The organism is Alcaligenes sp. SORT26, from assembly GCF_017377875.1.
GTDB classification, from domain to species: domain Bacteria; phylum Pseudomonadota; class Gammaproteobacteria; order Burkholderiales; family Burkholderiaceae_B; genus Alcaligenes; species Alcaligenes parafaecalis.
In genome coordinates, this window is record NZ_CP070975.1 from 979,781 (window position 1) to 993,250 (window position 13,470).

A 13,470-nucleotide genomic window follows, 5' to 3' on the forward strand; every position below is an offset into this window, starting at 1 on the left:
CCCATGACCTTGCAGCGCCCCTATCAGCTACTGCTTATTGGCCTGACCGCCATGGCTCTGTCTGCGTGTTCCAGCACGCCCAGCTCCAATATTTCCCTGATCCCCACACAAACCCAGGATCAGACGGAAAAAGACGGTGTTTTCACCCAGTCGCTGAACTACAAGCACGTCAAACCTGGCTGTACCGGTGAATGCCCACGCCTGGAAGTGAAATCCCTGATTTTCCCTGGCAATACCGAACTGACCAAGCTGGTCGACGAAAGTCTGGCCCATATGACCGTTATCTCGGAACGCCACCCCGGCTATCGAGGCCTGAAAGAGTTTGAAGACTACTACTGGGCAACCGCCAATAACCGCGACGAAGTCCATCTGGCTGCCCGTACCCGCTACCGTAACCGTGACCTGACCGTTGTAGAGCTGAGTTCCGGCATTTACATGACCGGTGCCGCTCACGGCATTACCGCCACACAATTCATCAACTGGGACAATCGCCTGAAAATCGCGTTGCCAGTGGACCGCATTATTGCCCCTGGCAAGCTCAAACCTTTCCAGGAACTGGTACGCCAGGCGCACAACAACTGGGTTTCCAGCCTGAGCGAAGCACGTGAAGATCGCGCTGGCTGGGACAGAATGTGGCCCTTCCAGCCCGCTCAGAACATTGCACTGACCGATCAGGGCCTGCTGGTCAAATACAACCCGTATGAAGTTGCCCCCTACTCGCTAGGCCAACCTGAGCTGCTGCTGCCCTACTCTCAGTTGCGAGGCATCTTGCGTCCAGACTATCTGCCTGCGGACTAAATCACTGAATCATTCTGCTCAATACACTGGCAGCCTGCTCCAGGCTGCCACTTAAGCAAGCACACCCTGTTTTGTACGCTGCCCACGGCCCGGACAGAGCCAAACCTGCAAACCCGGCCCCTAGCCTGCAGGCAGCGTCCCACCCCTTCTTTAAAGCTCCCATACCGCCATGTCTGATAACTTGTTCCGCTTTCACGACCTGTTTGCTCAACTCGGTCTGCCCAACTCCCCCGAGGCGATTGCCAGCTTTCTGGAAAAACACCGCCCCCTGTCCAACGACATCCTCCTGGCCGATGCTCCCTTTTGGGACGAATCCCAGGCCGAGTTCATCCGCGAAAAACGTCTTCAAGACTCGCCCGAATGGATTCAAGTAATCGACCAATTAAGCGAAGCCTTGCGTCAGACCACCGGCGTGGTGAACCTGTCCGGTCCTTGCCGCGTTCTGGCCTTGTCTGGCAGCCTGCGCCAAACCTCCTTCAATACCGCCTTGGCCCATGCAGCTCAAGCCCTGGCTCCCCAAGGAATGGCGATTGACGTCGCAACCTTGCACGGTATCCCTCTGTATGACGGCGATATCGAAAGTAAGGACGGTATTCCAGAGGCCGTCCTGAGCTTGAAAGAAAAAATTCTGAACGCCGACGCCCTGCTCTTGGTCACGCCGGAATACAACAATGGCGTGCCCGGCGTGTTTAAAAACGGGATTGACTGGCTGTCCCGTACCGACATGAAAGCCGTTTTCTCGGGCCGTATTACCGGCTTGATTGGCGCTTCCATGGGTGGGTTTGGCACTATCTCGTCCCAGGCCGCCTGGCTACCTACGCTGAAAATGCTGGGCGTGTCGCTGTATAGCGGCGGCTCCTTGCTCGTGTCTCGCGCACAGAACTCCTTTGATGCGCAAGGCAAGCTGCAAGATGAAAATATCCAGAAAATGCTGACGGCTTACCTCCAGGGCTTCCAGACCTTTGTCCATGCCTCCCATATGGCCAAGGCGCAGGAAAAAGCCAACTAAAGCAAAGTAGATAAGCGTGGGGGCTGCCGCGACAGGAAAACGTCACTCAGGCGTAATACCGGCAGCCACAGCCACTTCGCGGAACACCGCGATGTCACGCGCCACGGTCTGGTCCAGTAACTCGGCCGTGCTCGGCGCGATCACAAAACCCAGTTCCTCCAAGGGCGCAGCAAACTCACGCGAGCGAAGTACAGTCGTGATGTCGCGGTTGAGACGTGCCACTACCTGATCCGGCGTAGCACGCGGAACGAAGATACCCTGCCAGCTTTCGATCAGGAAGTCAGGTACGCCCAGTTCCTGGAAGGTGGGTACATCTGGCAGAACCTTGGAGCGTTCCGACGAAGTAACAGCTAAAGGCACGAGCTGGCCAGTCTGGACGTTCTGAGTCGCCGACGAGATATCGATAAACACGCCATCCACATGGCCACCGAGTACGGCCAAAATAGCCGGTGCCCCACCCGGATAGGGAATGTTATTAGTCTGCGTCCCCAGGCGCTGATTAAGCAACTCAACCGCAAGATGATAGATGCTGCCATAGCCAATCGGCAGCGCTGCAGTCACCTCACCCGCTTGCCGCGTCAACAGCTCACGATATTCATCAAAGTGGCTAACACCCAAACCCGGACGCACCACCAGAACCTGTGAATTGACGATAGTGCGGGTCACACCACGAACATCAGTCTCACGGTAAGGGAGTTTGCGACCGAGGGCAGCATTAAGCGCAAGCTGATCACCGCTGGACAACAAAGTGTGGCCGGTGGGTGCCGCGTGGACCACCTGATTAACGCCAAGACTGGTGTGGGCACCAGGCACATTGTCCACGATTACCGTTTGCTGCCACAGTTCGGCGAGACTTTGTGCGAGCATTCGCGCGATGCGGTCAGCATTGCCGCCCGGATTGACCGGGACGACGATACGCACAGGCCTCGAAGGAAAGGTTTCGGCCTCCTGCGCGAACACGGGAGCAGCCAAGGGAGCCGCAACAAGCGCAGCACCCAGTGATGAAGCAGCTCCACCAAGCCGGGTCACAACAGCCGCGCCGGTGGCTTTCAGAATCATGCGACGATTCATACCAGGCTCCAATAACTAAGCGATAGACCGATCGGTCCGGGGATATGGCCTGTAGCTTAGTGAGCCTTCATCCTCCAATCAAGTCAAACCCATTCAGGCTTATCCAGCGGATTACCCTATGGACGTCGTGCAGAAACAGAAAAGGAGCCTTAAAGGCTCCTTTTTTCTATTCTGCCTATGTCTTAAGGCTGAACAGGCTTGTCAAAACGATCCAGGTCAAAATAACGGCTGGAGCTATTGGACGATGCAGGTTTGGACGTGGAACTCTCGGCCGCTGCCTCAGGCTGAGGCTCTACGGTCACGGTTTGCACGCGATTCAAATCGGGCTGCTCCACACGCTCTGGAACTCCATAGGTTTGTACCGCCCCCCCGGAGTAGCTTCCTGCCGCAGGTACGGAAGCGGACTTGCGTGCCGCAGCCTGATCCAGAAAGCTGGCCAATTGTTCATGATTGGCGGATCGGGCCCAGTCTGCCGGACTCAAGCCTTGAGCATTTTGCATCGTGGGATCTGCACCCGCTGCCAACAGGACCTCGACCACTGCACGTTTTCCCGACAAGGCCGCCATCATCAAGGGGCTGGTTCCATCCGGTGCAGGAGCATTCACAATCGCTTTTTGGGATAGCAAATAACGAACGGTTTCCTCGTGCCCTTTGGAGGCTGCATAGTGCAAAGGCGACCAACCCACTCGATTGATCTGTCCACCCCGTGCCTGCAAATCCCGCAAGCGAGCCGTTTCACCCATCAAGGCCAGATACATCATGGGGGTTTCACGGGACTCGTTCTCGATATTCACGTTGGTGCGTCGGTTCGCCAGCAAGGCATCCACCACCTTCCAGGACTGATTGCGCATCGCCAACATCAGGGATGGATTGCCTTTGGAGTCCACCGCATTGGGATTAGCCCCCCGAATGAACTCTTGTTCGATGATGTTGGGCCGGTCGTTTTCCAGAGCCAGATACCAATTTCGGCTTTCAAACTCCGGCTCCTGAGCCAGAACGGGGGCTGACAAGAGGACAGCAAAAGGAAACACCAGGGAAAGGATGGCTTTATTCGCCATTTTTCTTTTAAAAATCATATTATTAAGTCCTTTTCATAAAGTGTTTTATTAGCTCAAGAACGCGTCACGAGGTAGCTATAAGGAGGAGTTCAGGACCTGTTTGTCCAATTCAAGACTGGAAGCATTTAACTATAAACTGGTTCAATAAAATCAAATAAACCATTGATTATTAATAAAAATTAACTTTTCAACAATGATTTCAGGCTACCAAAACAGGCTGAAACCTCATCGAAAATTCTATAATTTATATTTAAAATCAGCAGCTTATTAGATTTTCTTGATAAACATAATTAACTTTAGCTTCTGATCAGACAACTTCCTGACAATCAGTGCAGGCAAGTATCGCAGCGACTAATCAGACCTCTAAACAAGATTAATTTATGCTCGTATCTTGCTGAATAATTTAAAGAAATTTTCCGTACTTGCCTCTTCCACTTCCTTGACCGAAATGCCACGCAACTCTGCAATCTTCTCGGCCACATGAATCACCAGGGAAGGATTGTTCATTTTGCCGCGATAAGGCACCGGTGCCAGAAAAGGCGAGTCTGTCTCGATCAACAAGCGATCCAGCGGCACCCGCTGGGCGACCTCCTGCAACTGGGTCGCGCTCTTGAACGTCACGATACCGGAGAAGGAAATATAGAAGTTCAACTCCATCGCTGCCTGCGCGACTTCCCAGGTTTCGGTGAAGCAATGCATCACGCCCCCGGCGATCTGCGCTTGCTCTTCACGCATGATGGCAATGGTGTCCGCACTGGCCGAGCGGGTATGGATAATCAGGGGCAGGCCCGATTCGCGACTGGCCCGAATATGGGTACGGAAACGCTCACGCTGCCAATCCAGGGGTTCTTGCAAACGGTAGTAGTCCAGGCCTGTTTCACCAATGGCCACGACCTTAGGGTCTTGAGCGTGCTGCAACAGCTCCTGCACGGTAGGCTCCGTTACTTTCTCGTAATCCGGATGCACGCCAACCGAGGCAAACAAGTGCGAGTGAGGACGAACCAGGTCCATCAGACCGGGCCAATCGTCCATATCCACGCTGACCACCAGCGCACAGCCCACCTGGTTCTGGCGCATCTTGTCCAGAATATCGTCCAGATTTTCAGCAAGTTCGGGGAAATTAAGATGGCAATGCGAATCAACAAACATGATTAGACGGTACTTTTTTAAACACGACGACATGCCTGATGCAATCGATCCAGAGCATGATGAATAAACAATTTAGCATTGAGCGGGTGGTTGCCCAGCGCCTTTTGCTGAACCAGCCACTTCAAGGCTTCGGTAACAGCAGCGGTATTGGATTGAGCCGCCAGGGCATCAATACGTTTTTGCAGGGACGGATAATACCGCGCCGCTTGCGCAAAACCAGCCAACTGGATGTCGACAAACAGGCGCTGCCAGTGATCAATCCATTCCTGAGCAGGCAATTTTTCCAAGGTATCGGCCAGAGACAAATCCGCTTCACGCCCCGCTTTCAACACCCCATCCATCCAGGCACTTAACCAGTCCGGGCACGGGGCATTCATCTGCTGGCTGGCACTTAGCGCCTTTAAAGGTGCCCCGCCCCAGGCAGCCAACCAGTCCGAGGCCTGATCCACTCCTTGCTGTTCCAACCATTGCACGGATTGCGCCACGTCAGGGGCAGGCAAAGGCAAACGGCGGCAACGGGAAACCAGCGTAGGCAACAGTCGGTCTGGTGCATCCGCAACTAGCAGGAATACGGTGCGGTCGGCGGGTTCTTCCAATACTTTCAACAACGCATTGGCTGATACCAGATTCAGAGCCTGGGCAGGATACAAAACGGCTACCCGCCACCCACCTCTATGAGTAGCGGTATTGAACCAATGTTGCAACTGGCGCAATTGCTCTACCCGTATCTCACGCGATGGGTTTTTACGTGCAGCCGCATCTTTAGCCAACTCCCCTTCCTGGGTATCTGGCCCTTGCTCTTCCAGGGCGACCGCATCAGGACGCAGCAGGCGCAAATCTGGGTGATTCCCGCCTCGCACCCACTGACAGGCCTGGCATTGGCCACAAGCCAGCCCTTGCACGGTTTGATCGCACAATAAACTGGCTGCTGCTGCACGGGCGAACTGCGCCTTGCCGATACCCGGCAGACCGTGGATCAGCCAGGCATGGGCAAAACGCTCCCGATTACCCAACCAGCTTTGGGCGGTCTCGATTTGCCAGGGTAGAAAAGTCAAACTATCAGACACCGTATTGCCTCAAGGTTGCACATCAAAAGGCCTGATTCACGCAGGAAAGACAGGGTCATCGCCCCTGCTTGAACAGCTCAGCGCACATTGTAATATGAACCGGTAAAATGCCTGCTCCACTACCAAGGATGATGAAGTGAGCTTATTGATCGGGCTGGCCGCCAAAGCGCGTTCTGGCAAAGATACGGTGGCCAATTTGCTACTGGCACAAAACCCCTTACTGGCGGCCTATGCCTTGGCCGACCCCGTCAAAATGGGCTGTGAAGTGCTGTTTGGCCTAAGTCCGGCCCAGGCCTGGACGGACGATAGCCTGAAAGAAGTGCCTATTACCCTGTGGCAGCGCTCCCCCAGACAGTGTTTTCAGCTACTGGGAACAGACTGGATGCGCCAACGTGACCCCGACCACTGGTTGCGCCGTGCCCAGCATGTGCTGGAATTTGGGCCGGGCGTGCCCATGGCCAAGAACATTCAGGACTACTCGGTCTGGGCGCTGGCCCTGGCCGCCATTTACGGCATGTCGCCCGAGCACCTGGATGACGAGCGGGCCGATCACATTGATACTTTTTGGGGTTTGAGCCCGCGTCAGGCTGTAGAGCACCTGCGTAGTCAGGTTCTGGCCGAGTACCCGGATTACGAGCAGCGCCGCCACACCTTGCCCCTGCTCCAGCCCAGCCACCAGCTTCCTGACATGAGTCAGGCCCGCTGCCTGCTGATTAAAGACATTCGTTACGAAAACGAAGCCAGTTTCATCCGCGAGCATGGCGGAGAGATTTGGCATATCGAACGTGCCGGTAATCCGGTTATCAGCCAACACTCTTCCGAGTGGGGTGTGGAACGCGCCCCCCAGGACTATCTGATTCGCAATGACGCGGGCCTGGAAGAACTGGCCAGCAAGGTCCATGATTTGTGGACGGGGTTCACGCAACGGCACGGCTTAAAGCTTTGACGCCTTGATGCCTGAATAGCGCCTAGCCGTACAGCACCATCAAACAGTCTCCCAAAAGCATTCAGGCCCCTAATGGGGCCTGATCGATTTATCGCTTCAGAATATATTTGGCGACTGCCCGATTATGCGCGGCCAGATTTGCCGAGAATTCGCTGGTTCCATCCCCACGCGACACAAAATAATAGAAATTATGTTTTTCGGGATGCAAGGTCGCCATCAAGGACGCTTTGCCGGGGCTGGCGATGGGAGTTGGTGGTAGCCCCGTACGGGTGTAGGTATTCCAGGGTGTGTCCGTCGTCAGATCGCGCTTGCGGATGCGGCCGTCATAGGCTGAACCCATGCCATAAATGACGGTTGGATCTGTCTGCAAAGGCATACCCACACGCAGACGGTTCATGAACACTCCGGCCACACGTGCACGGTCCTGGCTGTGCCCTGTCTCACGTTCCACGATAGAGGCCATTATCAGTGCTTCGTAGGGGCTTTTCAGGGGCAAATCGGCATCACGGTCGGCCCACAACTGCTCCAGCAACTCCTGCTGAGCCTGAAAGCCGCGACGCATAATGTCCACATCAGCCGTACCCGGTACAAATACATAGGTATCGGGATAGAACAGACCTTCGGGGTGGACAGCCTCCACACCAAAGCGCTGCAGCAAGTCCGCGTCGCTAACATCACCCAAGGTTTGTCGAACCTGGGGATTGGCCGCCAAGGTGTCGCGAATACGCTGATAGGTCCACCCCTCGGGAATGGTCAGGCGAGTTTGCAGCATATTGCCGCTGGACATACGCTCCATCACCATCCACGGAGTATCACCGCGCACCGCTTCATACGCCCCCGCCTGCAAAGACGTGTCCAGGCCGGAGAAGCGTGCCATCCAGACAAACGCATCTTCCTGAATATCGATCCCGGCCTGCTGCATGCTGCGTGCAATCGCGCGCGGGCCAGAACCTGCTGGCACCACATAGTCGATGCGTTCAGCACTCATGGTGACAGGCTGCTTTTTAGCCCAATACCAGGCGCCACCCGCTATCACACAGGCGGCCACCACCAACAGGCCCAATAGGGCGGAGAAAATCTTGACAGTTTTTTTCATGCGAGCGCTATTGTAAACAGAATGAGGCGGCTTATTCCTGAATATGTGTCACAGCTAAACACAGAAACCGGGACCCGCCAGCACGGCAGGCTCCTTCTATCCAGCCCATGCCCTGATCCCAGCGGGGATATGCCCCTTGAAGCAGCCTCACACACGGTATCATTGATGTTTAAATTTATTCTTTCGCTCAGCCATGACCGGAATGTCTGCCCCCCTCTCCTTTACCCTGCCTGATTTGTGCGTCCTCCAGTTTCAGGGAGCCGATGCCGTTTCCTTTCTCCACGCCCAAGTCAGCAATGATCTGGAGCATTTGGCCGCTGATCAAGCCTGCATCGCCGCCTATTGCACCGCCAAGGGCCGCAGCCTGGCGACCATGGTGCTCTGGCGAGAGCAGGACGAAACGGTCTTTGCCCTGGTACGCCGTGATTTAAGCGAAGCCCTGATCAAGCGCCTGCGCATGTTTGTGCTGCGTAGCAAAGTGACAATCAGCCTGTCCGAGCTGCAGGTGTACGGCGTGGCGGACTCATCTCCTGCCCAAGCCGTCTGGAGCCTACGCCGCGATGGCACAGACACTTTGATTCAGGCACCGGGCGAGCTGAATGGTTTACGCCGCTTCTGGCGGGTTTCGCCACTGCAGGACGCGGCGGCACAAGCGTCTGAAGGCCGCTGGGAAAGCGCAGATATTCTGGCAGGTTTGCCCTGGATTGGCGCCGCTACCCAGGACTTGTTCATCCCCCAGACCCTGAATCTGGATCTGATTGGCGGGATCAACTTCAAGAAAGGCTGCTATCCCGGTCAGGAAGTAGTGGCGCGCAGCCACTACCGAGGCACTATCAAGCGACGCATGATGGCGGCCCGTACCGCCGTGTTGGACACAGCCCCACAGGTACAGGAAGGTTCAGATGTGTTTTTGCGTTCGAGCACAGATACAAGCGCAGAACTCGCCGCCGCCGCCCGCATTATCAACCAAACCTGGTTGGCCGAGCAGCAACGCAGCTATATCTTGATGGAAGTGGTGCTGGCAGATCTGGAACAAGGCCAGTTTCAACTGGAGCAAGGACAGGCGCTGGAACTGCAGCCCCTGCCCTATGCGCTGCCAGAGCTTAGCTCTTCTGACGGTACAAATTAAGAATGCTGGAGAAATCCAGTCCCGCATTCTGACCTTGTGCGGCGTGCAAGGCGAACAGGTTACGAGCCAGTTCGCCTAAAGGCGTCGCACTGTTCTGGCTGACAGCCGCATCGGCCGCCAAACCCAAGTCTTTCAGCATCAGGCCCGTCGCAAAACCGCCCTGATAATCACGCGAAGCCGGTACATCCGGCATTACCCCAGGCCAGGGGTTGTACAGCTCGGTTGCCCAGTTGCGACCGGAACTGCGCGCCATAATGGTCGACAGCACGGCGGGGTCCAGACCGTGGGCCACGCCCAAAGCCAGGGCTTCGGACGTACCCGCCATCAAAATCCCCAAGAGCATATTGTTGCAGATCTTGGCAACCTGACCGGCTCCGGTTTTACCGGCATGGAAAATGTTCTTCCCCATGGCGTCCAGATAAGGGCGAGCCTTTTCCAGCGCCTGGTCTTCGCCCCCGACCATAAAGGTCAAAGTGCCTGCAATCGCACCGCCCGTCCCACCAGAAACAGGCGCATCCAGCATGATCAGACCCAGCGTCGCGGCTTTGGCCGCCAAATCCTGACTGGTTTGCGCATCAATCGTGCTGCAATCGACCAGTACCGTACCGGGGGCAACGGCCAGCAACAAGCCGTTGTCGCCCTCGTAGACCTGGCGCACATGGCGGCCTGCAGGCAGCATGGTAAAGACCATCTGCGCATCTTTGGCGATTTGCACCGCCGACTCCCCCACTTGCGCGCCCGCGGCCTGCAGCTCTTTCATGGCCTCCGCATTCAGGTCAAACACCTTCAGGCTATGACCGGCCTTGAGCAGATTCAGCGCCATGGGTTTGCCCATATGGCCCAGCCCGATAAATGCAATCGTGTTACTCATTTTGTCTCCTCGTAATTATGAAAACGGCGCCGTCAGGCGCCGCAGCGGTCTGCCTGGATCACAGGTCAGCCAAGGGATGAATCGTTTCTGCAGGCCAGGCGGGAACAAAAAAGCGTTCCACCCAGCGGGCATCAGCCTGTTCCAGCGACGCCGGATTCCAGCGTGGCTGTTTGTCTTTATCAATCAGCAATGCACGTATACCTTCCTGGAAGTCGCCCTGAACACCACATTGCAGCGACACAATGTATTCCAGACGGAACACATCAGCCAAAGACAGGTGATGAACACGTTCCAGCAGCTCAAAAGACAAGCGAGCCGAACCTGGCGCACCTTTGGCAAAGGTTTGCGCGGCACGGGACAGCCAGGGGTCAGGACTGTCCTGCCACTGCTGTAGAGCTTGCGTAATGCGCTCAAATTCACGGCTGGCGCAGACATCACGCAGCATGCCGTAGTTTTGCTCCAGCGGGCCGCTATCGGGGCGAGCGCCCTCCGCCAAGCGACGCAACACCTGATGCACGCTACTATCACATGCAGCACGCTCTGCTGGCCAGTCAGTGCCTTGCAGGGCCTGGAGCAAGGCATCGTAATGTGCTCGGGGCAGATAGGCATCAGCCAGCCCCAGAAACAGGCAGTCCGACGCATTGATTTGCGCACCACTCAAGGCCAGGAAATGGCCAATACCCGCAGGCAGGTGCGACAGCATCCAGGTGCCGCCCACATCGGGGAACAGGCCAATAGAGATTTCCGGCATGGCAAAACGCGTGGTGTCGGTCACAACGCGATGGCTGGCACCATTAAACAGGCCCACGCCGCCGCCCATCACAATCCCGTCGCCCCAGCACAAAATGGGTTTGGGAAAGGTGTGGATCAAATAATCCAGGCGGTATTCCACATCAAAGAATTCACGGGCGTACTCGTTGTTCCAGGCCGAACCGTCCTGGTTCTTTTGCATGGAGGCATACAGGGAATGCAAATCGCCCCCAGCACACAGCGCCTTGTCGCCCGCGCCACGCAGCACCACCACGGCAATGCTGTCGTCCTTAGCCCATTCCTGAAACTGCTTGAACAGCAACTGGCACATTTCCAGATTCAGGCCATTGAGTGCCTGTGGGCGATTCAGTGTCGCAACCCCAATCGCCTTCCCATGTTGGCCGGGCAGGCGATCAAACAAAACAGAATCCGTCATCGAATATCAGCTCCAAGATCAATGATTTGTCGTGCAATGATGACACGCATGATCTCGTTTGTGCCTTCCAGAATCTGGTGCACCCGAGTATCGCGCACCAGTCGCTCAACAGGATAATCCTTCAGATAACCATAACCACCAAAGAGCTGTTGGGCATCTACGCAAGCCTGAAAGCCCAGATCGGTCGCCAAACGCTTGGCCATGGCGCAGTAAGTACTGGCCTGGCTGCTGCCTGCATCCAGATGGGACGCGGCCAGGCGCACCATCTGGCGGGCAGCGACCACGCTGGTCAGGATATCGGACAATTTGAATTGCAGGGCCTGGAACTGGTCCAGATGCTTGCCGAACTGGCGGCGCTCCTGCATGTATTGACGGGCGGCATCGTAAGCGCCTTGGGCGGCTCCCACCGAACAGCAAGCAATATTGATGCGCCCGCCATCCAGGCCTTTCATGGCCAGCTTGAAGCCCTCGCCTTCTTGACCCAGCATGGCCGAGGCAGGCACACGCACACGCTCGAAAGTGATGCCACGGGTGGACTGGCTGTTCCAGCCCATTTTCAGTTCTTTACGGCCGTAGGTAATGCCTGCCGCATCAGCAGGAACAGCAAAGGCGGAAATGCCCTTGGGGCCATCGCCCCCGGTGCGCGCCATCACCACCAGCAAATCCGTATCTCCGGCACCGGAGATGAATGCCTTGCTGCCACTGATCAGGAAGTCGTCCCCATCACGCTCAGCACGGGTGCGCAGCGAAGCTGCGTCTGAACCGGCACCGGGCTCTGTCAGACAATAGGAGCCCAGCTTCTGGCCACTGCTCAGCAATTCACCCCATTGGGATTTGACCTCATCCGAGCCCCAGGTGCCCACCATCCAGGTGACCATATTGTGGATAGTCAGAAAAGCGGTGGTCGATGGGTCTACCGCCGCCATTTCCTCGAACACAAGACTGGATTCCAGGCGTCCCAGACCCAAGCCACCAATGGATTCCGGGGCATAAAGCCCGCAAAAACCCAATTCACCCGCTTTACGGAAGGCCTCAATCGGGAAAATCTGTTCTTCGTCCCAGCGCGCCGCATGCGGTGCCAGTTCCCCTTCGGCAAACTCACGCGCCGCTTGCGCGAAGGCGTTCTGATCGTCTGTCAGTATCATGCTTGTCTCCTTGTTTTTACCCACCATAATGCGAGCCGCCCCCTTTAGTTGTCGTGCTGATGACAATCAGCCCTTTCATAGGGGGCAGAGCAAGGTAGGAGGCGACAGTCTAGCTGAAAGTGGCGGCCTGATGATCAGGCGCAGAAGAACTAGGCGCGAGCAGGTTTGCGGCGGGGTCTGGCGGCAGCGCGGGCAGCCAGCTTGTGCGCGTAACGACGACGGCGCGAATCCATAGGGTCAAACACCAGTTCGCGATAGACCTCGACCCGATCCTGGTCTTGCAAGAGCTGATCAAGCTGGCAACGCTGGCCGTAGACGCCTACGTGCAAAGCATCCAGGCCTTGCTGATCATCCAGAGGAGGCAAACCACATTCGCGCAGACCCTCAGCTATCCCTGCTTTGAGCAAGGCGTCGCGCACACAACTGCCTGCAGGCAAACGCACAGCGGCTTTCCAGACCTGAGCCTGAGTCGCCACCAGAACGCTGACGGATAACTCAGTCACCGTAAACCTCTTGAGCACGACGAGTGAAGGAATCGATAAAGCTGTTGGCAACGCGGTTGAAGATGGGGCCCACCACCATTTCCAGCGCCCGGCTGGAGAACTCGTACTCCATCGTGAACACGATCTTGCAACCGTCTTCACCCAGGGGAGTAAACTGCCAGTCTCCCGTCAAGGCCGAGAATGGCCCTTTGACCAGGCGCAAGATAATACGATTGGGATAATCGTGTTCGTTACGCGTGGTGAAGGTTTGACGAATACCCGCAATGCTGATGGTAACCGAGGCTTCCATCCCCTTTTCGTCGCGCTGGTTGACGGTCGCGCCACCACACCAGGGCATGAATTCAGGGTATTTTTCCACCTCTGCGACCAGGTCAAACATCTGTTCACAGCTATAAGGAAGGAGGACGGAGCGTTTTACTGTATGCATCAGGTCTGGTTAATA

Annotated in this window: 14 protein-coding genes; 4 read left to right on the top strand and 10 right to left on the bottom strand. The window is 56.2% G+C overall.

Annotation, left to right across the window (positions count from 1 at the left end; all coding sequences use genetic code 11):
• Positions 1 to 3 precede the first annotated feature (3 nt).
• The gene (locus tag JYG33_RS04585) at positions 4 to 798 is read left to right on the top strand and encodes an RsiV family protein (protein ID WP_207874860.1); all 795 of its coding nucleotides are present in this window, start codon (positions 4 to 6) and stop codon (positions 796 to 798) included.
• A gap of 169 nt (positions 799 to 967) precedes the next feature.
• Positions 968 to 1,807: a DUF2789 family protein gene (locus tag JYG33_RS04590; RefSeq protein ID WP_207874861.1), complete on the top strand. Its 840-nt coding sequence runs from the start codon at positions 968 to 970 to the stop codon at positions 1,805 to 1,807.
• Between the two features lie 42 nt (positions 1,808 to 1,849).
• On the opposite strand, the gene JYG33_RS04595 is transcribed toward JYG33_RS04590, so the two are convergent.
• From JYG33_RS04595 to holB, 4 genes are all read right to left on the bottom strand, one after another.
• Entirely contained in the window at positions 1,850 to 2,878 is a 1,029-nt protein-coding gene (locus JYG33_RS04595; RefSeq protein WP_243430272.1) for a tripartite tricarboxylate transporter substrate binding protein, read from the bottom strand.
• A 182-nt stretch (positions 2,879 to 3,060) separates the two neighbouring features.
• Positions 3,061 to 3,954 carry an ankyrin repeat domain-containing protein gene (locus tag JYG33_RS04600; RefSeq protein WP_207874862.1) on the bottom strand — a complete coding sequence of 298 codons (894 nt, stop codon included), beginning with the start codon at positions 3,952 to 3,954 and terminating at the stop codon, positions 3,061 to 3,063.
• A gap of 360 nt (positions 3,955 to 4,314) precedes the next feature.
• Positions 4,315 to 5,085 (bottom strand): TatD family hydrolase, encoded by a 771-nt coding sequence (locus JYG33_RS04605; RefSeq protein WP_207874863.1) that lies wholly within the window; start codon positions 5,083 to 5,085, stop codon positions 4,315 to 4,317.
• A gap of 17 nt (positions 5,086 to 5,102) precedes the next feature.
• Positions 5,103 to 6,152 (bottom strand): DNA polymerase III subunit delta', encoded by a 1,050-nt coding sequence (gene holB / locus JYG33_RS04610; protein ID WP_207874864.1) that lies wholly within the window; start codon positions 6,150 to 6,152, stop codon positions 5,103 to 5,105.
• A 136-nt stretch (positions 6,153 to 6,288) separates the two neighbouring features.
• Here holB and JYG33_RS04615 point away from each other — a divergent pair, with 136 nt between their 5' ends.
• Positions 6,289 to 7,098, top strand: a complete 810-nt coding sequence (locus JYG33_RS04615) for a deoxynucleotide monophosphate kinase (RefSeq protein ID WP_207874865.1) — start codon at positions 6,289 to 6,291, stop codon at positions 7,096 to 7,098.
• 88 nt (positions 7,099 to 7,186) lie between these two features.
• On the opposite strand, the gene mltG is transcribed toward JYG33_RS04615, so the two are convergent.
• A complete protein-coding gene (gene mltG / locus JYG33_RS04620) occupies positions 7,187 to 8,194 on the bottom strand; it encodes an endolytic transglycosylase MltG (RefSeq protein ID WP_207874866.1) in 1,008 nt (335 codons plus the stop codon).
• Between the two features lie 202 nt (positions 8,195 to 8,396).
• Here mltG and JYG33_RS04625 point away from each other — a divergent pair, with 202 nt between their 5' ends.
• On the top strand, positions 8,397 to 9,323 hold the full coding sequence (locus JYG33_RS04625) for a folate-binding protein (protein WP_243430273.1): 927 nt from the start codon (positions 8,397 to 8,399) through the stop codon (positions 9,321 to 9,323).
• On the opposite strand, the gene mmsB is transcribed toward JYG33_RS04625, so the two are convergent.
• The 5 genes from mmsB to JYG33_RS04650 form a co-directional block, all read right to left on the bottom strand.
• Positions 9,298 to 10,194 carry a 3-hydroxyisobutyrate dehydrogenase gene (gene mmsB / locus JYG33_RS04630; protein ID WP_207874868.1) on the bottom strand — a complete coding sequence of 299 codons (897 nt, stop codon included), beginning with the start codon at positions 10,192 to 10,194 and terminating at the stop codon, positions 9,298 to 9,300. The genes JYG33_RS04625 and mmsB overlap by 26 nt on opposite strands.
• Positions 10,195 to 10,252: 58 nt before the next feature.
• Positions 10,253 to 11,380, bottom strand: a complete 1,128-nt coding sequence (locus JYG33_RS04635; RefSeq protein WP_207874869.1) for an enoyl-CoA hydratase/isomerase family protein — start codon at positions 11,378 to 11,380, stop codon at positions 10,253 to 10,255.
• Entirely contained in the window at positions 11,377 to 12,525 is a 1,149-nt protein-coding gene (locus tag JYG33_RS04640) for an acyl-CoA dehydrogenase family protein (protein WP_207874870.1), read from the bottom strand. Before JYG33_RS04640 ends, JYG33_RS04635 begins: the two co-directional genes overlap by 4 nt.
• Positions 12,526 to 12,674: 149 nt before the next feature.
• Positions 12,675 to 13,028 (bottom strand): RnfH family protein, encoded by a 354-nt coding sequence (locus tag JYG33_RS04645; protein WP_207874871.1) that lies wholly within the window; start codon positions 13,026 to 13,028, stop codon positions 12,675 to 12,677.
• The gene (locus JYG33_RS04650) at positions 13,021 to 13,455 is read right to left on the bottom strand and encodes a type II toxin-antitoxin system RatA family toxin (protein ID WP_207874872.1); all 435 of its coding nucleotides are present in this window, start codon (positions 13,453 to 13,455) and stop codon (positions 13,021 to 13,023) included. Before JYG33_RS04650 ends, JYG33_RS04645 begins: the two co-directional genes overlap by 8 nt.
• Positions 13,456 to 13,470: the final 15 nt, after the last annotated feature.

Excerpts from the sequence above, each read along its gene's own strand:
- JYG33_RS04585 (WP_207874860.1), top strand. The coding sequence starts at position 4 with ATGACCTTGCAGCGCCCCTATCAGCTACTGCTTATTGGCCTGACCGCC.
- JYG33_RS04590 (WP_207874861.1), top strand. The coding sequence starts at position 968 with ATGTCTGATAACTTGTTCCGCTTTCACGACCTGTTTGCTCAACTCGGT.
- JYG33_RS04595 (WP_243430272.1), bottom strand. The coding sequence starts at position 2,878 with ATGAATCGTCGCATGATTCTGAAAGCCACCGGCGCGGCTGTTGTGACC.
- JYG33_RS04600 (WP_207874862.1), bottom strand. The coding sequence starts at position 3,954 with ATGATTTTTAAAAGAAAAATGGCGAATAAAGCCATCCTTTCCCTGGTG.
- JYG33_RS04605 (WP_207874863.1), bottom strand. The coding sequence starts at position 5,085 with ATGTTTGTTGATTCGCATTGCCATCTTAATTTCCCCGAACTTGCTGAA.
- mltG (WP_207874866.1), bottom strand. The coding sequence starts at position 8,194 with ATGAAAAAAACTGTCAAGATTTTCTCCGCCCTATTGGGCCTGTTGGTG.
- JYG33_RS04625 (WP_243430273.1), top strand. The coding sequence starts at position 8,397 with ATGTCTGCCCCCCTCTCCTTTACCCTGCCTGATTTGTGCGTCCTCCAG.
- mmsB (WP_207874868.1), bottom strand. The coding sequence starts at position 10,194 with ATGAGTAACACGATTGCATTTATCGGGCTGGGCCATATGGGCAAACCC.
- JYG33_RS04635 (WP_207874869.1), bottom strand. The coding sequence starts at position 11,380 with ATGACGGATTCTGTTTTGTTTGATCGCCTGCCCGGCCAACATGGGAAG.
- JYG33_RS04640 (WP_207874870.1), bottom strand. The coding sequence starts at position 12,525 with ATGATACTGACAGACGATCAGAACGCCTTCGCGCAAGCGGCGCGTGAG.
- JYG33_RS04650 (WP_207874872.1), bottom strand. The coding sequence starts at position 13,455 with ATGCATACAGTAAAACGCTCCGTCCTCCTTCCTTATAGCTGTGAACAG.